Here is a 15,426-nt window from a genome sequence, read left to right as displayed (position 1 = left end):
GAACGGGTGGGCGCCGGGTTCACCCGGCAGCCGCCCGGCCGGGAATGCCCCGGGCGGGCGCGGGGTTGAGGCGCACATGACTGATCTTCCCGCATCCGGCATCCTGCGTTACACCGCGTTCTCCGCCGACCCCGAGGGCGGCAACCCCGCCGGGGTGGTGCTCGACGCCTCCGGTCTCGACGAGGCGGCCATGCTGGCCGTGGCGGCGGACCTCGGCTACAGCGAGACCGCCTTTCTGACCGGGCGGACCGAGGCGTCGGAGCCCGGCGCGCGGGGTTACGCGGTCCGCTACTTCAGCCCGAAGGCCGAGGTGCCGTTCTGCGGCCACGCCACGGTCGCCGCCGCCCTCGCGCTCGCCGAGCGGGACGGGCCCAGCGAGGTGGAGTTCGCCACCCCGGCCGGTACGGTGCCGGTCACCGTGGTCCGCGAGGGCGGCGAGCTGCGGGCGACGCTGACGAGCGTGGAACCGCGCGTCGAGGACGTGGACGCGGGCGACCTCGCCGAGGCGCTGGCGGCGCTGGACTGGCCGGCCGCCGACCTCGATCCGGCCCTGCCGCCCCGGATCGCGTACGCCGGCGCCCGCCACCTCGTGCTGGCCGCGGCCACCCGGGAGCGGCTGGCCGCGCTGGACTACGACTTCGCGCGCCTCGAAGCGCTGATGCACCGGCTGGACCTGACGACCGTGCAGCTGGTGTGGCGGGCGTCCGACGCGGTGTTCCACGTCCGCGATCCGTTCCCGGTCGGCGGGGTGGTGGAGGACCCGGCGACGGGTGCGGCGGCGGCCGCGTTCGGGGCCTACCTGCGGGAGCTGGCCCTCGTGCCGGAGGCGGTCGTGCTGACCCTGCACCAGGGCGAGGACATGGGCCGCCCCGGCACGCTCACCGTGACGCTGGGGGCGGGCGACGCGCGGGTGCGGGTGAGCGGGACGGGCACCCGGCTGCCGGACCCGGCCTGATCCCCGTTCAGGCCGGCCGGCCGAGCGCGCAGGTGAAGACCGTGTCGCCCTCCTGCTCCGCCCGCACCAGCACCCCGGCCGGGGTGGCCGCCGCCTCGATCCAGCAGGGGCGGTCCAGTTCCACGTACCGGAGGAAGTCGGAGCGCAGGGTGACCGGGAGGAAGCCGGGCACGGTGGCATTGGCCGCCTGCCGGGCCGCCTCCAGGAGCAGGATGCCGGGCACGTGGTCGTTGGGGCGGCCGAACAGCGTCGGGTGCCCGGTGTCGAGCCGCAGCGGCCAGCGCCCGGGGGCGACGGGGGGCGCGAGGACGACGTCCCGCTCGGCGGCCCGCCCCGCGGTGCGCGGCGCGAGCGGCGGGAGCCGGGGCACGGGGGCGGCGTCGGACCGGTGGCCGCGCAGGCGGTGGTAGGCGGCCGCCGAGGTGCAGCTGATCCGCGAGCCGCAGACGGCGAGCACCGCCCCGGCCCGGCGCAGCAGGAAGTCGACGCGCATCGAACCGAGGCCGCGGCCCCGGCGGCGGATGTCGGAGCAGTTCACCTCGACCATGACGTCCCAGGGCTCGTCGCCGAGCACGAGGTGTGCGGCGGCGGTGGTGTAGCGCAGCTCCCACATCACGAACGCGTCGCCGAGCGGCACCCCGAGTTCGGCGTGGCAGACCAGCATCGCCGCCTGCCGCATCGTTTCCGCGATCAGCAGCGGGTCCTGATGGCCTCCGACGGGGGTGAAGAAGCGGTGGGCACGGGGCCAGTGCGCGGGCACGCGGAACCGGGTGTCGCTCAGCCGGGCCACGCCGGTCGGGAAGAGGTCCCGCGTATCCGGGCGGTGGGCCATCCGTCCGAGCTCCTCCCCGGCCACGCGTGAGGAGAAATGGACCATGGGGCGCCCCCGGGAAGACTGCGGTTCGATGGGCCGGGTTGCCCCCGGCCCGGCTGTGACCGGGCCAGTCTGCCCCGGCCCGACCAACACTTTCCAGCCACCCTCCCATCCGCCTCTCGAGTCCCCCTGGGGCCAGGCCCTAGGGTGAGTGGGGTGACTGACCGTCATCAACGCGACTGGAGAGCCTCATGTCCGTGCACCGTGTGGTCCCCAACGTCCCGGTAAGCCCCGGCGGCGAGGCCGGGACGGACGCGTCCGCCCTGCGGGACACCACCGCGTTCTACGGCCTGCTCGGCTTCGAGGAGGTCATGAATCATGGCTGGATCATGACCCTTGCCTCGCCCGCCCAGCCGGGCGCCCAGATCAGTTTCATGACCAAGGACGCGACCGGCCCGGTCAACCCGGACCTCAGCGTGGAGGTCTCCGACGTGGACGCGGTGCACGCCGCGCTCGTCCGCGAGGGCGCGGAGATCGTGTACGGCCCGCACGACGAGGAGTGGGGCGTGCGCCGCTTCTTCGTGCGCGACCCGAACGGCCGCGTGGTCAACGTGCTGACGCACCGCTGAACCGCCGGCCCGTGGGCGCGTTCCCCCGCCCTGCGCCGTTCGGGTAGCCCTGGCCCGGGTACACGCCGCGGGTGACCGGTACGGACGGGCGTCGGGCCCATGATGACCGGTGGCCGCCGGGCCGGGCGCGGACCGGGCCGATCCGGGAGGGTGTATGGCGTCGTTGGACGAGCGGCCGGGCACAGCGGCGGTGGCGGAGCGGGAGCGGCGGGCCACCGAGCGGCGGGTGCGCGGGGGCGCCGGAGTGCTCAGGCTGCTGTCGACCACCGACCACAAGGTCATCGGCGACATGTACCTGGTGACCTCGTTCGCGTTCTTCCTGTTCGCCGGTCTGCTGGCCATGATCATGCGCGCCGAGCTCGCCCGGCCGGGGATGCAGATCGTCTCCCACGAGCAGTACAACCAGCTGTTCACCGTGCACGGCACGATCATGATGCTGCTGTTCGCCACCCCGACGTTCACCGGCTTCGCCAACGCGATCATGCCCCTCCAGATCGGGGCGCCGGACGTGGCGTTCCCCCGGCTGAACGCGTACACGTACTGGGTCTACCTCTTCGGCGGTCTGATGGTCGTCTCGGGGTTCCTGACGTCCAGCGGGGCCGCCGCCTTCGGCTGGTTCGCCTACGCGCCGCTGAACGGGCCGGTGTTCTCGCCGGGGGCGGGCGGGGACCTGTGGGGGATGGGGCTCGTGGTCGCGGGCCTGAGCACCATCCTCGGCTCGGTCAACTTCATCACCACGATCATCTGCCTGCGCGCCCCGGGCATGACGCTGTTCCGGATGCCGATCTTCACCTGGAACGTGCTGTTCACGTCGATCCTGGCGCTGCTCGCGTTCCCCGTGCTGACGGCGGCGCTGCTGGCCCTGGAGGCGGACCGGAAGTTCGGCGCGCACGTCTTCGACGCGGCCAACGGCGGGGCGCTGCTGTGGCAGCACCTGTTCTGGTTCTTCGGCCACCCCGAGGTGTACATCGTGGCGCTGCCGTTCTTCGGGGTCGTCACGGAGATCCTGCCGGTGTTCAGCCGTAAACCGGCCTTCGGTTACGTGGGTCTGGTCGGCGCCACCATCGCCATCACCGGTCTCTCGGCGACCGTCTGGGCGCACCACATGTTCGCGACGGGCGGGGTGCTGCTGCCGTTCTTCTCGCTGATGTCGTTCCTGATCGCGGTGCCGACGGGCGTGAAGTTCTTCAACTGGATCGGCACGATGTGGCACGGTTCGCTGTCGTTCGAGACGCCGATGCTGTGGTCCCTGGGCTTCCTGGTCACCTTCCTGCTCGGCGGGCTGACCGGGGTGCTCATCGCGTCACCGCCGATGGACTTCCATCTGACGGACACCTACTTCATCGTGGCGCATCTGCACTACGTCCTGTTCGGGACGATCGTCTTCGCCACCTTCGCCGGGTTCTACTTCTGGTGGCCCAAGTTCACCGGCCGGATGCTCGACGAACGGCTGGGGAAGATCCATTTCTGGACGCTCTTCGTGGGTTTCCAGCTCACCTTCCTCGTCCACCACTGGCTGGGCGAGCAGGGCATGCCGCGCCGGTACGCGGACTACCTGGCCACCGACGGGTTCACCACGCTCAACACCCTGTCCACCATCGGGGCGTTCCTGCTGGGCCTGTCCACGCTGCCGTTCCTGTACAACGTGTGGAAGACCTGGCGGTACGGGGAGCGGGTCACGAGCGACGATCCGTGGGGCTGGGGCCGTTCGCTGGAGTGGGCGACCAGCTGCCCGCCGCCCCGGCACAACTTCCACGCGCTGCCCCGTATCCGCTCCGAGTCCCCCGCCTTCGACCTGCACCATCCGGAAGCGGTCGCCCCGGCGAGGGGGGCGGACCGGTGAAGGGCGAGGCGTGGCTGTTCAGCGGGGTGGCCCTGTTCTTCGCGGCGACCTGCGCGGTGTACGCGGCGTTCGCGCCGGACCCGGCGGGCATCGCGGCGCTCGCCGTGTCCGGTCTGATGGCGGCGCTCATCTCCGCCTTCCTGTGGCGGCAGGCCCGCCGCTCGGCCCCCCGCCCGGAGGACCGGAAGGACGCCCTGGTCCAGGAGGTGAGCGGCCGGCGCGGTTGCTTCCCGGCGCGCAGCCACTACCCGGCGATCAGCGCGGCCGGCACCGCGCTGCTGGGCCTCGGCACCGTCCAGGGGCTGTGGCTGTTCCTGATCGGGGTCGGCGTGCTGATCCCGGGCGTCTACGGCTTCGTCTTCCAGAACCCCGACCCGGCGCGCTGATCCCCCGGCCGACGCGGCCCGGCCAGCAGCTCCTCGGCCTCCCGCTCCTGCTCCGGCGTCAGGCCGGGGCGCACCTGGTCGTGGTAGTACCAGTGGCTGAGCCGTGACCGCAGCCGCCGGGCGAGCCGGGTGCGGGCGGGGGCCCGCCGGGGCGCGGGCAGGTCGAGCGGCCGGGGCAGCTCCCGGGCCAGCAGCACGTACCGCTTCTCCCCGGGCAGCGCGGCGTGCTCCGGGTGGTAGCCGCCCTCCACCGACTGGTCGACGCCCCCGGTCTCGTCGCCGTCCTCCAGCAGCTCCCGGTCCCGCGCCTGGAGGGCCAGGCACAGCCGGTCGGTCACCACGAACGCCACCGGCGGCAGGACGAACAGGGCGATGCGGAACGCCCAGGTCAGCCCGTGCACCGGTACGTCGAAGAGGTAGGCGATGACGTCCTGCGCCCCGGCGAGCAGCAGCACCGCGTAGGCCGTCAGGGCGGCGACGCCGAGCCCCGTACGGACCGGGCGGTCGCGGGGGCGGTCGCAGAGGTGGCGCTCGCCGGAGCCCTTGGTGATCCAGCGCTCGAAGAAGGGGTACGCGTACAGCACGAGGAAGAGCGCGCCGGGCAGCAGCACGCCGGGGACCAACGGGTTCCACATGAGCGTGTGGCCCCACAGCCGGGTCTCGACGCCGGGCATGAGCCGCAGGGCGCCTTCGAGGAAGCCGACGTACCAGTCGGGCTGGGAGCCGGTGGAGACCTGGTCGGTGCGGTAGGGGCCGTAGTCCCAGACGGGGTTGATCTGCGCGAGGGCGCCCAGCAGGGCGAGCACGCCGAAGACCATGAAGAAGAGACCGGCCGACTTCGCCGCGTACTGCGGGAAGAACGGTTTGCCGACGACATTGCGGCCGGTGCGTCCCGGGCCCGCCCACTGGGTGTGCTTGAGGTGCACGACGAGCAGCAGATGCAGGCTGACGAGGGCGAGGAGCAGTCCGGGGACCAGCAGGATGTGAACGGGATAGAGCCGGGAGACGATGTCCTCGCCCGGGTACTGGCCGCCGAAGACGAAGAAGCTCAGATAGGTGCCGACGACCGGAACCGACAGCATGATGCCCTGCGCCGTGCGCAGCCCCGTACCGGACAGCAGGTCGTCGGGGAGCGAGTAGCCGGCGAAGCCCTCCAGGAGCGCGAGGAGGAACATCGTCACCCCGGCCATCCAGTTGACCTCGCGCGGCCTGCGGAAGGCGCCGGTGAAGAAGACGCGCAGCATGTGCACACCGATCGAGGCGACGAAGACGAGCGCCGCCCAGTGGTGGATCTGCCGGATCAGCAGCCCGCCACGCACGTCGAAGCTGATGCGGAGCGTGCTGGCGTACGCCTCCGACGTGCGGACCCCCTGGAGCGGACCGTACGAGCCCGTGTACACCGACTCCTTCATCGACGGCTCGAAGAACAGGGTCAGGTAGACCCCGGTGAGCAGGAGCACGATGAAGCTGTAGAGGGCGAACTCGCCGAGGAGGAAGGACCAGTGGTCGGGGAACGCCTTGCGCAGCAGCGTCCGGGCGGCTCCGGCGAGCGGAAGCCGTGCGTCCACGGCGTCCGCCGCCTTCACGCCGGCGTGCCGCGCCCCGTCGCTCTTGTGCCTCTCGTTCTTCGGCAGCAGCACGAGTCGCCTCTCCGTCGGCCGGTTGTCCCGCTTGTTGCGCGCCCGACGGAAGGGGTACCCCCGGATCCCGGGCTGTCACGGCGCGGGGGCCGGGTTACGCGCAACGGTGCCGCCCTCTTGCGCCGCTCGGCCGAGGCGGGTCCCCTCAGCCTCCCGTCAGCCGCCGCACCGCCCGCACCGCCTCCGCAGCCCCGTCCTCCGCGGCCATCCGCTTCGCACCCCGCGCGGCGGCCTCCGCGTACGCCTCCTGCCGTACGGCGCGGTCGAGGGCGTCGGCGAGGCGGTCGGCGGTGAGGGCGCGGAAGGGGATCGGCTCGCAGGCGGCACCGGTCGCGGCGAGGCGGCCGGCCCAGAACGGCTGGTCGGCGGTCACCGGCACGGTCACCGCGGGGACCCCCGCCCGCAGCGCGGCGGCCGAGGTGCCGGCCCCGGCGTGGTGGACCACGGCGGCCAGGCGCGGGAACAGCGGGGCGTGCGGGACGTCCCCGATGGTGAGGACGTCGTCGCCCTCGGCGGCGAGCCCGGCGCTCCCGGACTGGAGGATGCCGCGCAGCCCGGCGCGGCGCAGGGCCGTGACGGCGAGCTCGCTGAGCCGTTCCCCCTCACCGGCCGCCATGCTGCCGAAGCCGATGAGGACAGGCGGGGGTCCGGCGCCCAGGAAGTCCGCGAGCTCCGGGGGAAGTTGCTCGTCCGGGTCGTGGTGGGGCCACCAGTTGCCGACCACCTGCAGGCCGGGGCGCCAGTCGGCGGGCCGGGGCACCAGGGCGGTGCTGAAGCCGTGCAGGACGGGCCAGTCGGCGCGCTCCTGGCGCCGGCGCGTGTCGGAGGGCTTGGCAGGGGGCAGCCCGAGCCGTTCGCGGAGCGCGGTCACCGCCGGGGCGTACAGGCGGTCGGTCATGCGCAGCGCGAAGCGCCCGGCCAGGCGGTTGCCGGTGCGGCCCAGGGAGCGGGCGCCCGTGACGACGGGCGGGAAGGCGCCGGTCGGCGCGGTGGGCTGGAGGTACACCCCGATGCTCGGGGTGCCGGTGGCCTCGGTGAGGTGCAGGCCCAGCGGGGCGGTCGTGGTCGAGAGCAGCATCAGGTCCGTGCCGCCGGCCGTCGCGTCGGCGAACCCCTGGCCCAGGTCCGTGATGAACGCCGAGGCGGCCCGCATGAGTTCCCGCCTGTCCCCGCCCCCGCCGCCGCCCTGCGCCGAGTTGCCCGGGAGGGCTCGGAACTCCAGCCCGGCGGCGCGGACGAGGGGCGCGAAGGTGTCGGTGGTGGCGAGGGCGACGCCGTGGCCGGCCGCGCGGAGTGCGGCGCCCAGGCCCGTGTAGGGGGCGATGTCACCGCGCGATCCGGCTGCGGCGATCAGGATTCTCATGGTTCTCCTCGGCTCATCGGTTCTCCTCGGCTCATCGGTCGTCCCGGCTCACCGGTTCTCCCGGCTCACCGGTCCTCCCCGCCGTCCGTGCGGCGGGCCGCGTTGGCGTGGACGGCCTTGCACAGGTAGGCGGCCAGGCCGGGGCGCTGCTGGGACGGCGGTACGACCAGGGCGAAGGCGCGCGGGTCGGCCGCGAAGTCGTCCGCGATGCGCCGGTGCATGCCGGGCGGGCAGGCGGTGAACCAGCGGGAGATGTGCAGCCGGTGCTCCTCGGCGAGGTCCATGGCCCGTTCGCCGTCGCTCGGCTCGCCGTCGTCGAAGGCCGCCAGCAGCTCGGCACGCCAGGCCGTGGCCTCGCCCATGAGCTGCCGCCAGTCCTCCTTGGTGTGCGCGGCGGCCCGGGCCATCGACTCGCGCTGCCCCGGCGAGTCAGCCCACTTGAGCGCCGCCTCGGTGGCGTAACTCAGGTCGGCGGTGATCTCGCCGAACACCTCGAAGCGCTCCCGGGGCGTCAGCGGGACTCCGGTCCGCTGCACCTCGATCGCCCGCTGGGCCACCTCGGAGAGCCGCCGCAGCCTGGCGATCTCCGCCTCCAGCTGCTCCTGCCGGGCCCGCAGCTGGTCCAGGGCGTTGGCCTGCGGGTTCTTGAAGATCTCGGCGATCTCGTCCAGCGGGAAACCCAGCTCCCGGTAGAAGAGGATCTGCTGGAGCCGGACCAGGTCCGCCTCGCCGTAGAGCCGGTAGCCGGCCTGGCTGCGCCCGCTGGGCGAGAGCAGCCCCGCCTTGTCGTAGTGGTGCAGCGTCCGCACCGTCACTCCGGCGAAGGCCGCCACCTGCCCCACGGAATACGTCATCCACCCGCCCTTTCCTCGCGACCGATCATCGGGCCTGACGTAAGGGGAGGGTCAAGCCGCGCCCCGATCCTGGGACACCGGCCCGGCAGCGGAGCGCAGCACCGTAACGAAAGGTACATTTCGCCCTCAAGGGGTGCCGTCCCGGGCCCCGCCCGCCCTCTGCGACCGCAGCCCCGCACCAGGAAGGGCCCGACCCATGTCCGCAGTCACCGAGGAGCAGCCGCACACGGCGAAGCTCTCGCTGATGACCCTGTCCGCACTGGTCGTCGGCTCCATGGTCGGCGCGGGAGTCTTCTCGCTGCCCCGCCGCTTCGCGGAGGAGACCGGTGTCGCCGGGGCGCTGATCGCCTGGACCGTCGCGGGCACGGGCATGCTGATGCTGGCCTTCGCCTTCCAGTCGCTCGCGGTGCGCCGCCCGGACCTGGACGCCGGGGTGTACGCGTACGCGAAGGCCGGGTTCGGCGAATACCTCGGGTTCTTCTCCGCGTTCGGCTACTGGGCGAGCGCCTGCGTCGGCAATGTGACGTACTGGGTGCTGATCATGTCCACGATCGGCACGATCTGGCCGGCGCTCGGGGACGGCGACACCGTGCTCGCCGCGGCGCTGTCCTCACTCGGGCTGTGGGGCTTCTTCCTGCTGATCCGACGGGGCGTCAAGGAGGCCGCGGCGATCAACCGCATCGTCACGGTCGCCAAGGTCGTCCCGATCCTGGTCTTCGTCGTCCTCGCCCTGTTCTACCTGGACACCGGCGTGTTCGCCGACAACTGGGGCGGCGCCTCCTACGCCGGCTCGCTGTTCGACCAGGTGCGCGGCACCATGCTGGCCACCGTCTTCGTCTTCCTCGGCGTCGAGGGGGCGAGCGTCTACTCCCGGCACGCCAAGCGCCGCAAGGACGTGGGGCGCGCCACGGTCCTCGGCTTCCTCAGCGTCTTCGCCGTCTTCGCCTCGGTCACCATCGTCTCGTACGGCATCATGCCGATGAGCGAGATCGCCGCGCTGCGCCAGCCCTCGATGGCGGGCGTCCTGGAGCACGCCGTCGGCACCTGGGGCACGGCCTTCGTCAGCGTCGGCCTGATCGTCTCGGTCCTCGGTGCCTATCTGGCCTGGACGCTGATGGCCGCCGAGGTGCTGTACGTGGCCGCGCAGGACCACGACATGCCGCGCTTCCTGCGCCGCGCCACCGCCGACGACGTGCCGGTCCCGGCCCTGGTCATGACGACCGTGCTGATCCAGCTGGTCCTGGTCGTCACGCTGCTCTCCGACGACGCGTTCAACTTCGCGCTGGACCTGACGAGTGCGCTGACCCTCATCCCGTTCCTGCTCGCCGCCGCGTTCGCGCTGAAGATCTCGCTCACCCCGGACCCGCTGGCCCAGGGGCGGACGACCGGGCGCGACCTCGTCGTCGCCGTGCTCGCCACCGCCTACACGGCCTTCCTGCTGTACGCGGCCGGGCTCCGGTTCGTCCTGCTCTCCTTCATCGTCTACGCCCCCGCCACGATCCTCTTCGTCATGGCCCGCCGCGAGCAGGGCCGACGCCCCTTCTCCCCCCGCGAGCTGCTGATCTGCGCCGTATCGGTGGCCGGTGCGGTCATGGGCGTGATCGCCCTGGCGGCCGGCTGGATCAGCCTCTGAGCCGTACCGCACCCCGACCCGTATGCGAAGGACCGCACATGACCGGTGACAGCACCTCCCGCACCCCGCTCGGAGTCCACTCCGAGGTCGGCCGGCTCCGCAAGGTCCTGGTGTGCGCGCCGGGCCTCGCCCACCACAGGCTCACCCCGACCAACGCGGACGATCTGCTCTTCGACGACGTGATGTGGGTGGAGAACGCCCAGCGGGACCACGCCGGTTTCGTGGACGCGCTCACCACGCGCGGGATCGAGGTCGTCGAACTCCACGACCTCCTGGCGCAGACGATGGCCGTGCCCGGGGCGAGGGACTGGCTGCTCGACCGCAAGATCACCGCGAATGAGGCGGGCCTGGGGCTGATCGACTCCACCCGGGCGTTCCTGGAGACCCTGGACCCGCGCACGCTCGCCGAGTTCCTGATCGGCGGCCTGGCCACCACGGACCTGCCCGACGACTACCGCCCGCCCTACATCACCCTGGCCCGCGAGTCGGCCGGAGTGCGGGAGTACGTGATGCCCCCGCTGCCCAACACGCTGTACACCCGCGACACCACGTGCTGGCTGTACGGCGGAGTGACGCTCAACCCGCTGTACTGGCCCGCCCGGCACGACGAGACCCTGCTGATGAAGGCCGTCTACCGCTTCCACCCCGACTTCACGGACGCCACGGTGTGGTGGGGCGACCCGGAACGGGACTGGGGCCAGGCCACCTTCGAGGGCGGCGACATCATGCCCGTCGGCAACGGCGTCGTCCTCATGGGCATGAGCGAGCGCACCTCGCGCCAGGCCATCACACAGGTCGCCGCCGCCCTCTTCGAGCAGGGCGCGGCGGACCATGTGGTCGTCGCGGGCATGCCGAAGCTGCGGGCGGCGATGCATCTGGACACCGTCTTCACCTTCGCGGACCGGGACGTCGTGACGCTCTACCCGCGCATCGTGGGCGCCATCCACAGCTTCTCGCTGCGCCCGGGCGGCGGCCCGGTGCCCGTCGACATCACCGACGAGGGTTCCCGGCCGTTCACCGACGTGGTGGCCGGCGCGCTGGGGCTGCCGGGGCTCCGGGTCATCGAGACGGGCGGCGATGAGTACGCCTCCGAGCGCCAGCAGTGGGACAGCGGCAACAACGCGGTCGCGGTCGAGCCGGGCGTCGTGTTCACGTACGACCGGAACACCCAGACCAACGCGTTGCTGCGGCAGGCGGGCATCGAGGTGCTGGAGATCGTCGGCGCGGAGCTCGGCCGGGGGCGGGGCGGCGGACACTGCATGACGTGCCCGCTGATCCGTGAACCGGTGAGCTTCTGAGGACACGGGCACGGCCCGGCGGGGTGTCACTCCCCCCGCCGGGCCGGTCGTACGGTCAGGTGCAGGCCCCGAGGTCCTCCCAGGCGCCCCACTCACCGGTGGCGCCGGGCTTGTCGCCCTGCACCCACCACTTGGCGCGCCAGGTGTGCCCGTCGTACGAGACGGTGTCACCCCCGGTGTAGACGGCCTCGGTGCTCCACAGCGGCACGGAGCAGGCGCCCGGCTCGCCGGTCCCGCCGCCGTCGCCATCCCCTCCGCCGGGGTTGCCGCCGTCGTCCCCTCCGCCGGTGGAGCCGATGTTGACGTCGACGCAGGCGTAGAAGGCGTTGGCCGAACGGGGTCCGGTCAAGGGGATGGGCCACGTCGGTTCGCGCCTCCACTTTTCAGGATCGAGTGGTTCGCCACCGCACCGCTCGCGACGCCGTTTTTAAGTGATCCTTAAGCCGCTGGTCACCGGCGGCGCCCGGTCGCCCTGCGGCGCGACGACGCTCGGCACTCGCCTCACGAACCCTCAAATTGGTCTAGTCCTAATCTCGTTGGAATCGTTGACGCGCAGGTCACGGCCCAGTTATCACTGCTCCAGCCCATCCACAGCACCACCCGCTCCCCCGCTGGAGGCCGCACGTGCACCCCCGTAAGACATTGATCGCCGCGCTCCTGAGCACGGCCCTCGCCACCGGCGGCCTCGCCGCGACCGTCGGCATCGGCTCGGCGCAGGCGGCCGACGCACCGGCTTCCGCTTCCTCGGGCGGCGTGCGCATCGCGTACTACGACCAGTGGAGCGTCTACGGCAACGCCTTCTACCCGAAGCAGCTCGACACCCGGGGCATCGCCGGCAAGCTGGACATCATCAACTACTCGTTCGGCAACATCCACCCGACCGACCTCACGTGCTTCGAAGCCAACAAGGCGGCGGGCGACGACAACAACCCCAACGCGGGTGACGGTGCGGGCGACTCGTACGCCGACTACCAGAAGTCCTTCAGCGCGGCGGACAGCGTCGACGGCGTCGCCGACAAGTGGGACCAGCCGATCGTCGGCGTCTTCAACCAGTTCAAGGAACTGAAGGCGAAGTACCCCCACCTGAAGATCAACATATCGCTGGGCGGCTGGACGTACTCCAAGTACTTCAGCGACGCGGCGAAGACGGACGCGAGCCGCAAGAAGCTGGTCTCCTCCTGCATCGACCAGTACATCAAGGGCAACCTGCCCGTCGAGGGCGGCTTCGGCGGCCCCGGCGCGGCAGCCGGCATCTTCGACGGCATCGACATCGACTGGGAGTACCCGGCCTCCGCGGGCGGCCACCTGGGCAACCACTACGCCGCCGAGGACAAGCACAACTTCACCCTGCTGCTGGCCGAGTTCCGTAAGCAGCTCGACGCGTACGGCGCCGCCAACGGCGGCAAGAAGTACCTGCTGACCGCGGCCTTCGGAGCGGGCCAGGACAAGATCGCGAACATCGAGACCGACAAGATCGGCCAGTACCTCGACTACGCGAACCTGATGACGTACGACATGCACGGCGCCTGGGACGGCGACGGGCCGACGTACCACCAGTCCCCGCTCTACTCGGGCGGCAACGACCCGTCCGACCCGGTCGCGCCCGGCACCGAGAAGTACTCGATCGACAACGCGGTCGACTCCTGGCTCGACGGCAAGCCGGCCTACGGCATCGCCGGCGGCTTCCCCGCGAACAAGCTGACCCTGGGCTACGAGCTCTACTACCGCGGCTGGAAGGGCGTCCCGGAAGGGACCACCCACGGCCTGACCCAGTCCGCGACCGGCGGCTCCTCCCCCCGCCCGCTGAGCCAGCAGGCCGGCATCGCGCACTACAAGGAGCTCGGCGGCATCGTCGACAACCCGGCGACCACCTACTGGGACGACGAGGCCAAGGCGTCCTACTTCTACAAGGACGGCGAGTTCTTCACGGGCCTGGACCAGAAGTCCATCCGGGTCAGGGCCGACTACGCCAAGCAGCGCGGCCTGGCCGGCGCGATGATGTACTCCCTCCTCGGCCTGGACGAGAAGGCCACCCTGCTCAACCAGATCAACACCGCGATCGGCGGCACCACCACCGGGCCCACGACCCCGCCGACCACCGACCCGGCCACCCCGCCCACCACCGGCCCCACGGACCCGCCCGCCGGCGGCTGCGGCTCGGCCCCGGCGTACGTGGCCGGCACGGTCTACAACGCGGGCACCGTGGTCTCCCACAACGGCCGCACGTACAAGGCCCAGTGGTGGACCCAGAACGAGACCCCCGGCAGCACGGGTGACTGGGGCGTCTGGAAGGACCAGGGCGCCTGCTGACGCCCTGACCCTCTGAGGGCCCCCGCCGGTGTGCGCACCGGCGGGGGCCCTCGCGTCCCGGCTGTCACCGGAGCGCGACGCCGTCCCGGTCGGGTCCCGGCGCTGCCCCGGTGCTGACGTAAGCGAGCCGTCGGCCGGATGTCAGTCAGCTGACGGAGGCTGTCGGCAGGTCGGCCGGGCCATTCTCGTGGAGACAGCGAAACCGCCCGGTACCCGGGCGAGACCACGAGGAGCAGACCATGAACACCATCGCGCGGCACTGGATCAACGGTCAGTGGACCGGCTCCGGTTCGGTTCTGGAATCGATCAACCCGGCCGACGGCACCGTCGTCGGCTCGTTCTACGACGGTGGCGAGGCAGAGGCCTCGGCCGCCGTGGACGCCGCCGCCGTCGCGTTCGCGACCACCGAGTGGGCGCGCACTCCCTCGCTCCGGGCGACCGCACTCAGCCGGCTGGCCGACGCCCTCGACGCCCGGGTACCCGAGGTTGCCGCCATGTTGTCCCGGGAGAACGGCAAGCTGCTGGGTGAGACCACGTGGGAGGTCAGCGGTGCAGTGGGGTGGCTGCGGTACGCGGCGGCCTCTGTGCGCACCCAGACCGCCGGGCGCGCCGCCGAGACGGGACCCGGCCAGTACACCCACTCGGTGCCCGAGCCGCTCGGTGTCGCCGGGATCATCTCTCCCTGGAACTCCCCCGTCATGCTGACCGTGCGGGCGCTGGGCCCGGCGCTGGCCGCCGGCTGCGCCGTCGTGGTCAAACTTCCGGCTCAGACGGCACTGACCAATGAGCTTTTCGCACAGGTCCTGGCCTCGGTCCCGGAGATCCCGGCGGGTGTGGTCAGCGTGTTCACCGAGTCCGGCAACACCGGGGCGCCGTTCCTGGTCTCCTCGGACAAGGTCGACGTGATCAACTACACCGGCAGCACGCCGGTCGGGCGCCATATCGCGGCCGCGGCCTCCACCACACTCAAGCGGCTCGGTCTCGAACTGGGCGGCAAGGCGCCCATGGTGATCCTTCCCGACGCCGATCTGGACATGGTGATCCCCACCGTGGTGCAGTCGCTCGTGCTGATGAACGGGCAGTTCTGCTGCACCGGCTCCCGTGTACTGGTCCACCGGGACGTCGCAGACCAGGTGCGCACCCGGCTTACCGCCGCGCTCGCGCAGGTGCGGCTCGGGTCGGGCGACGACGAGAAGGCCCAGCTCGGCCCGGTGATCGACCGGGCGTCCGCCCAGCGGGTGGACGCGATCGTCGAGGAAGCCGCCTCGTACGGCACGGTACTGCTGCGCGGCGGTGTGGTCACCGACGGCCCGCTGGCCGCCGGCGCGTTCTACCGGCCGAGCCTGGTCGAGGTGGACCGCACCGACGTCCGGATCGTGCAGGAAGAGGTCTTCGGTCCGGTCCAGACGTTCGAGGTCTTCGACGACGAGGACGACGCCGTGGCCAAGGCGAACGCCACCATCTACGGCCTGGCCGCCTCGGTGTTCAGCTCGGACTCGATGAAGGCCCGCCGGATAGCCCGGCGTATCCGCACCGGCACGGTGTGGATCAACACCTGGGGAGCCATCAGCGAGGACTTCGAGGAGGGCGGCGTCAAGGGAAGCGGTTACGGCTACCTGTGCGGCCCGCGCGCGATCGAGGAGTTCCAGGCCCTGAAGGTGTACGTGGAGCAGGACCACACCCAGTCCGCTCACTGATCAG

The 15,426-nt window shown here is 71.8% G+C and carries 12 protein-coding genes and 1 pseudogene; 8 read left to right on the top strand and 5 right to left on the bottom strand.

The genetic code is table 11. The features are described 5' to 3' along the window. The first annotated feature begins 76 nt into the window (after window positions 1–76). On the top strand, window positions 77–955 hold the full coding sequence (locus tag ABZ565_RS01340) for a PhzF family phenazine biosynthesis isomerase (protein ID WP_361018890.1): 879 nt from the start codon (window positions 77–79) through the stop codon (window positions 953–955). A 7-nt stretch (window positions 956–962) separates the two neighbouring features. Here ABZ565_RS01340 and ABZ565_RS01335 read toward each other — a convergent pair whose 3' ends face one another. Continuing rightward, window positions 963–1,787, bottom strand: coding sequence for a ScbA/BarX family gamma-butyrolactone biosynthesis protein (locus ABZ565_RS01335; protein ID WP_361018887.1), 825 nt, complete (start codon window positions 1,785–1,787; stop codon window positions 963–965). A 233-nt stretch (window positions 1,788–2,020) separates the two neighbouring features. Between ABZ565_RS01335 and ABZ565_RS01330 the strand changes: the two genes are divergently transcribed. The 3 genes from ABZ565_RS01330 to ABZ565_RS01320 all read left to right on the top strand — a co-directional run bounded on the left by ABZ565_RS01330 (window position 2,021) and on the right by ABZ565_RS01320 (window position 4,627). Next, window positions 2,021–2,398 (top strand): VOC family protein, encoded by a 378-nt coding sequence (locus tag ABZ565_RS01330; RefSeq protein ID WP_361018885.1) that lies wholly within the window; start codon window positions 2,021–2,023, stop codon window positions 2,396–2,398. 154 nt (window positions 2,399–2,552) lie between these two features. Then, a complete protein-coding gene (gene ctaD, locus ABZ565_RS01325; RefSeq protein WP_361018882.1) occupies window positions 2,553–4,241 on the top strand; it encodes a cytochrome c oxidase subunit I in 1,689 nt (562 codons plus the stop codon). Continuing rightward, window positions 4,238–4,627, top strand: coding sequence for a cytochrome c oxidase subunit 4 (locus ABZ565_RS01320; protein ID WP_361018879.1), 390 nt, complete (start codon window positions 4,238–4,240; stop codon window positions 4,625–4,627). Before ctaD ends, ABZ565_RS01320 begins: the two co-directional genes overlap by 4 nt. On the opposite strand, the gene ABZ565_RS01315 is transcribed toward ABZ565_RS01320, so the two are convergent. The 3 genes from ABZ565_RS01315 to ABZ565_RS01305 form a co-directional block, all read right to left on the bottom strand. Then, entirely contained in the window at window positions 4,588–6,213 is a 1,626-nt protein-coding gene (locus tag ABZ565_RS01315; protein WP_361019292.1) for a ubiquinol-cytochrome c reductase cytochrome b subunit, read from the bottom strand. The genes ABZ565_RS01320 and ABZ565_RS01315 overlap by 40 nt on opposite strands. A 199-nt stretch (window positions 6,214–6,412) precedes the next feature. Beyond that, window positions 6,413–7,630, bottom strand: a complete 1,218-nt coding sequence (locus ABZ565_RS01310) for a glycosyltransferase (protein ID WP_361018876.1) — start codon at window positions 7,628–7,630, stop codon at window positions 6,413–6,415. A gap of 65 nt (window positions 7,631–7,695) precedes the next feature. After that, window positions 7,696–8,484 carry a MerR family transcriptional regulator gene (locus ABZ565_RS01305; protein WP_361018872.1) on the bottom strand — a complete coding sequence of 263 codons (789 nt, stop codon included), beginning with the start codon at window positions 8,482–8,484 and terminating at the stop codon, window positions 7,696–7,698. 196 nt (window positions 8,485–8,680) lie between these two features. Here ABZ565_RS01305 and ABZ565_RS01300 point away from each other — a divergent pair, with 196 nt between their 5' ends. After that, on the top strand, window positions 8,681–10,117 hold the full coding sequence (locus ABZ565_RS01300; RefSeq protein ID WP_361018869.1) for a basic amino acid/polyamine antiporter: 1,437 nt from the start codon (window positions 8,681–8,683) through the stop codon (window positions 10,115–10,117). A gap of 38 nt (window positions 10,118–10,155) precedes the next feature. Continuing rightward, the gene (locus ABZ565_RS01295) at window positions 10,156–11,415 is read left to right on the top strand and encodes an arginine deiminase (protein WP_361018866.1); all 1,260 of its coding nucleotides are present in this window, start codon (window positions 10,156–10,158) and stop codon (window positions 11,413–11,415) included. 55 nt (window positions 11,416–11,470) lie between these two features. On the opposite strand, the pseudogene ABZ565_RS01290 reads toward ABZ565_RS01295, so the two are convergent. Continuing rightward, window positions 11,471–11,746: pseudogene (locus ABZ565_RS01290) on the bottom strand (carbohydrate-binding protein); the annotation flags it as partial. 293 nt (window positions 11,747–12,039) lie between these two features. On the opposite strand from ABZ565_RS01290, the gene ABZ565_RS01285 reads away from it, so the two are divergent. Beyond that, window positions 12,040–13,725 carry a glycosyl hydrolase family 18 protein gene (locus ABZ565_RS01285; protein ID WP_361018863.1) on the top strand — a complete coding sequence of 562 codons (1,686 nt, stop codon included), beginning with the start codon at window positions 12,040–12,042 and terminating at the stop codon, window positions 13,723–13,725. A 239-nt stretch (window positions 13,726–13,964) separates the two neighbouring features. Beyond that, window positions 13,965–15,422 (top strand): aldehyde dehydrogenase family protein, encoded by a 1,458-nt coding sequence (locus ABZ565_RS01280; protein ID WP_361018860.1) that lies wholly within the window; start codon window positions 13,965–13,967, stop codon window positions 15,420–15,422. Window positions 15,423–15,426 lie beyond the last annotated feature (4 nt).

Source organism: Streptomyces sp. NPDC016469, assembly GCF_040632905.1.
Taxonomy (GTDB): Bacteria; Actinomycetota; Actinomycetes; order Streptomycetales; family Streptomycetaceae; genus Streptomyces.
The sequence above is the reverse complement of the archived record's forward strand: the minus strand, read 5'-3'. Positions and strand labels throughout refer to the sequence as shown.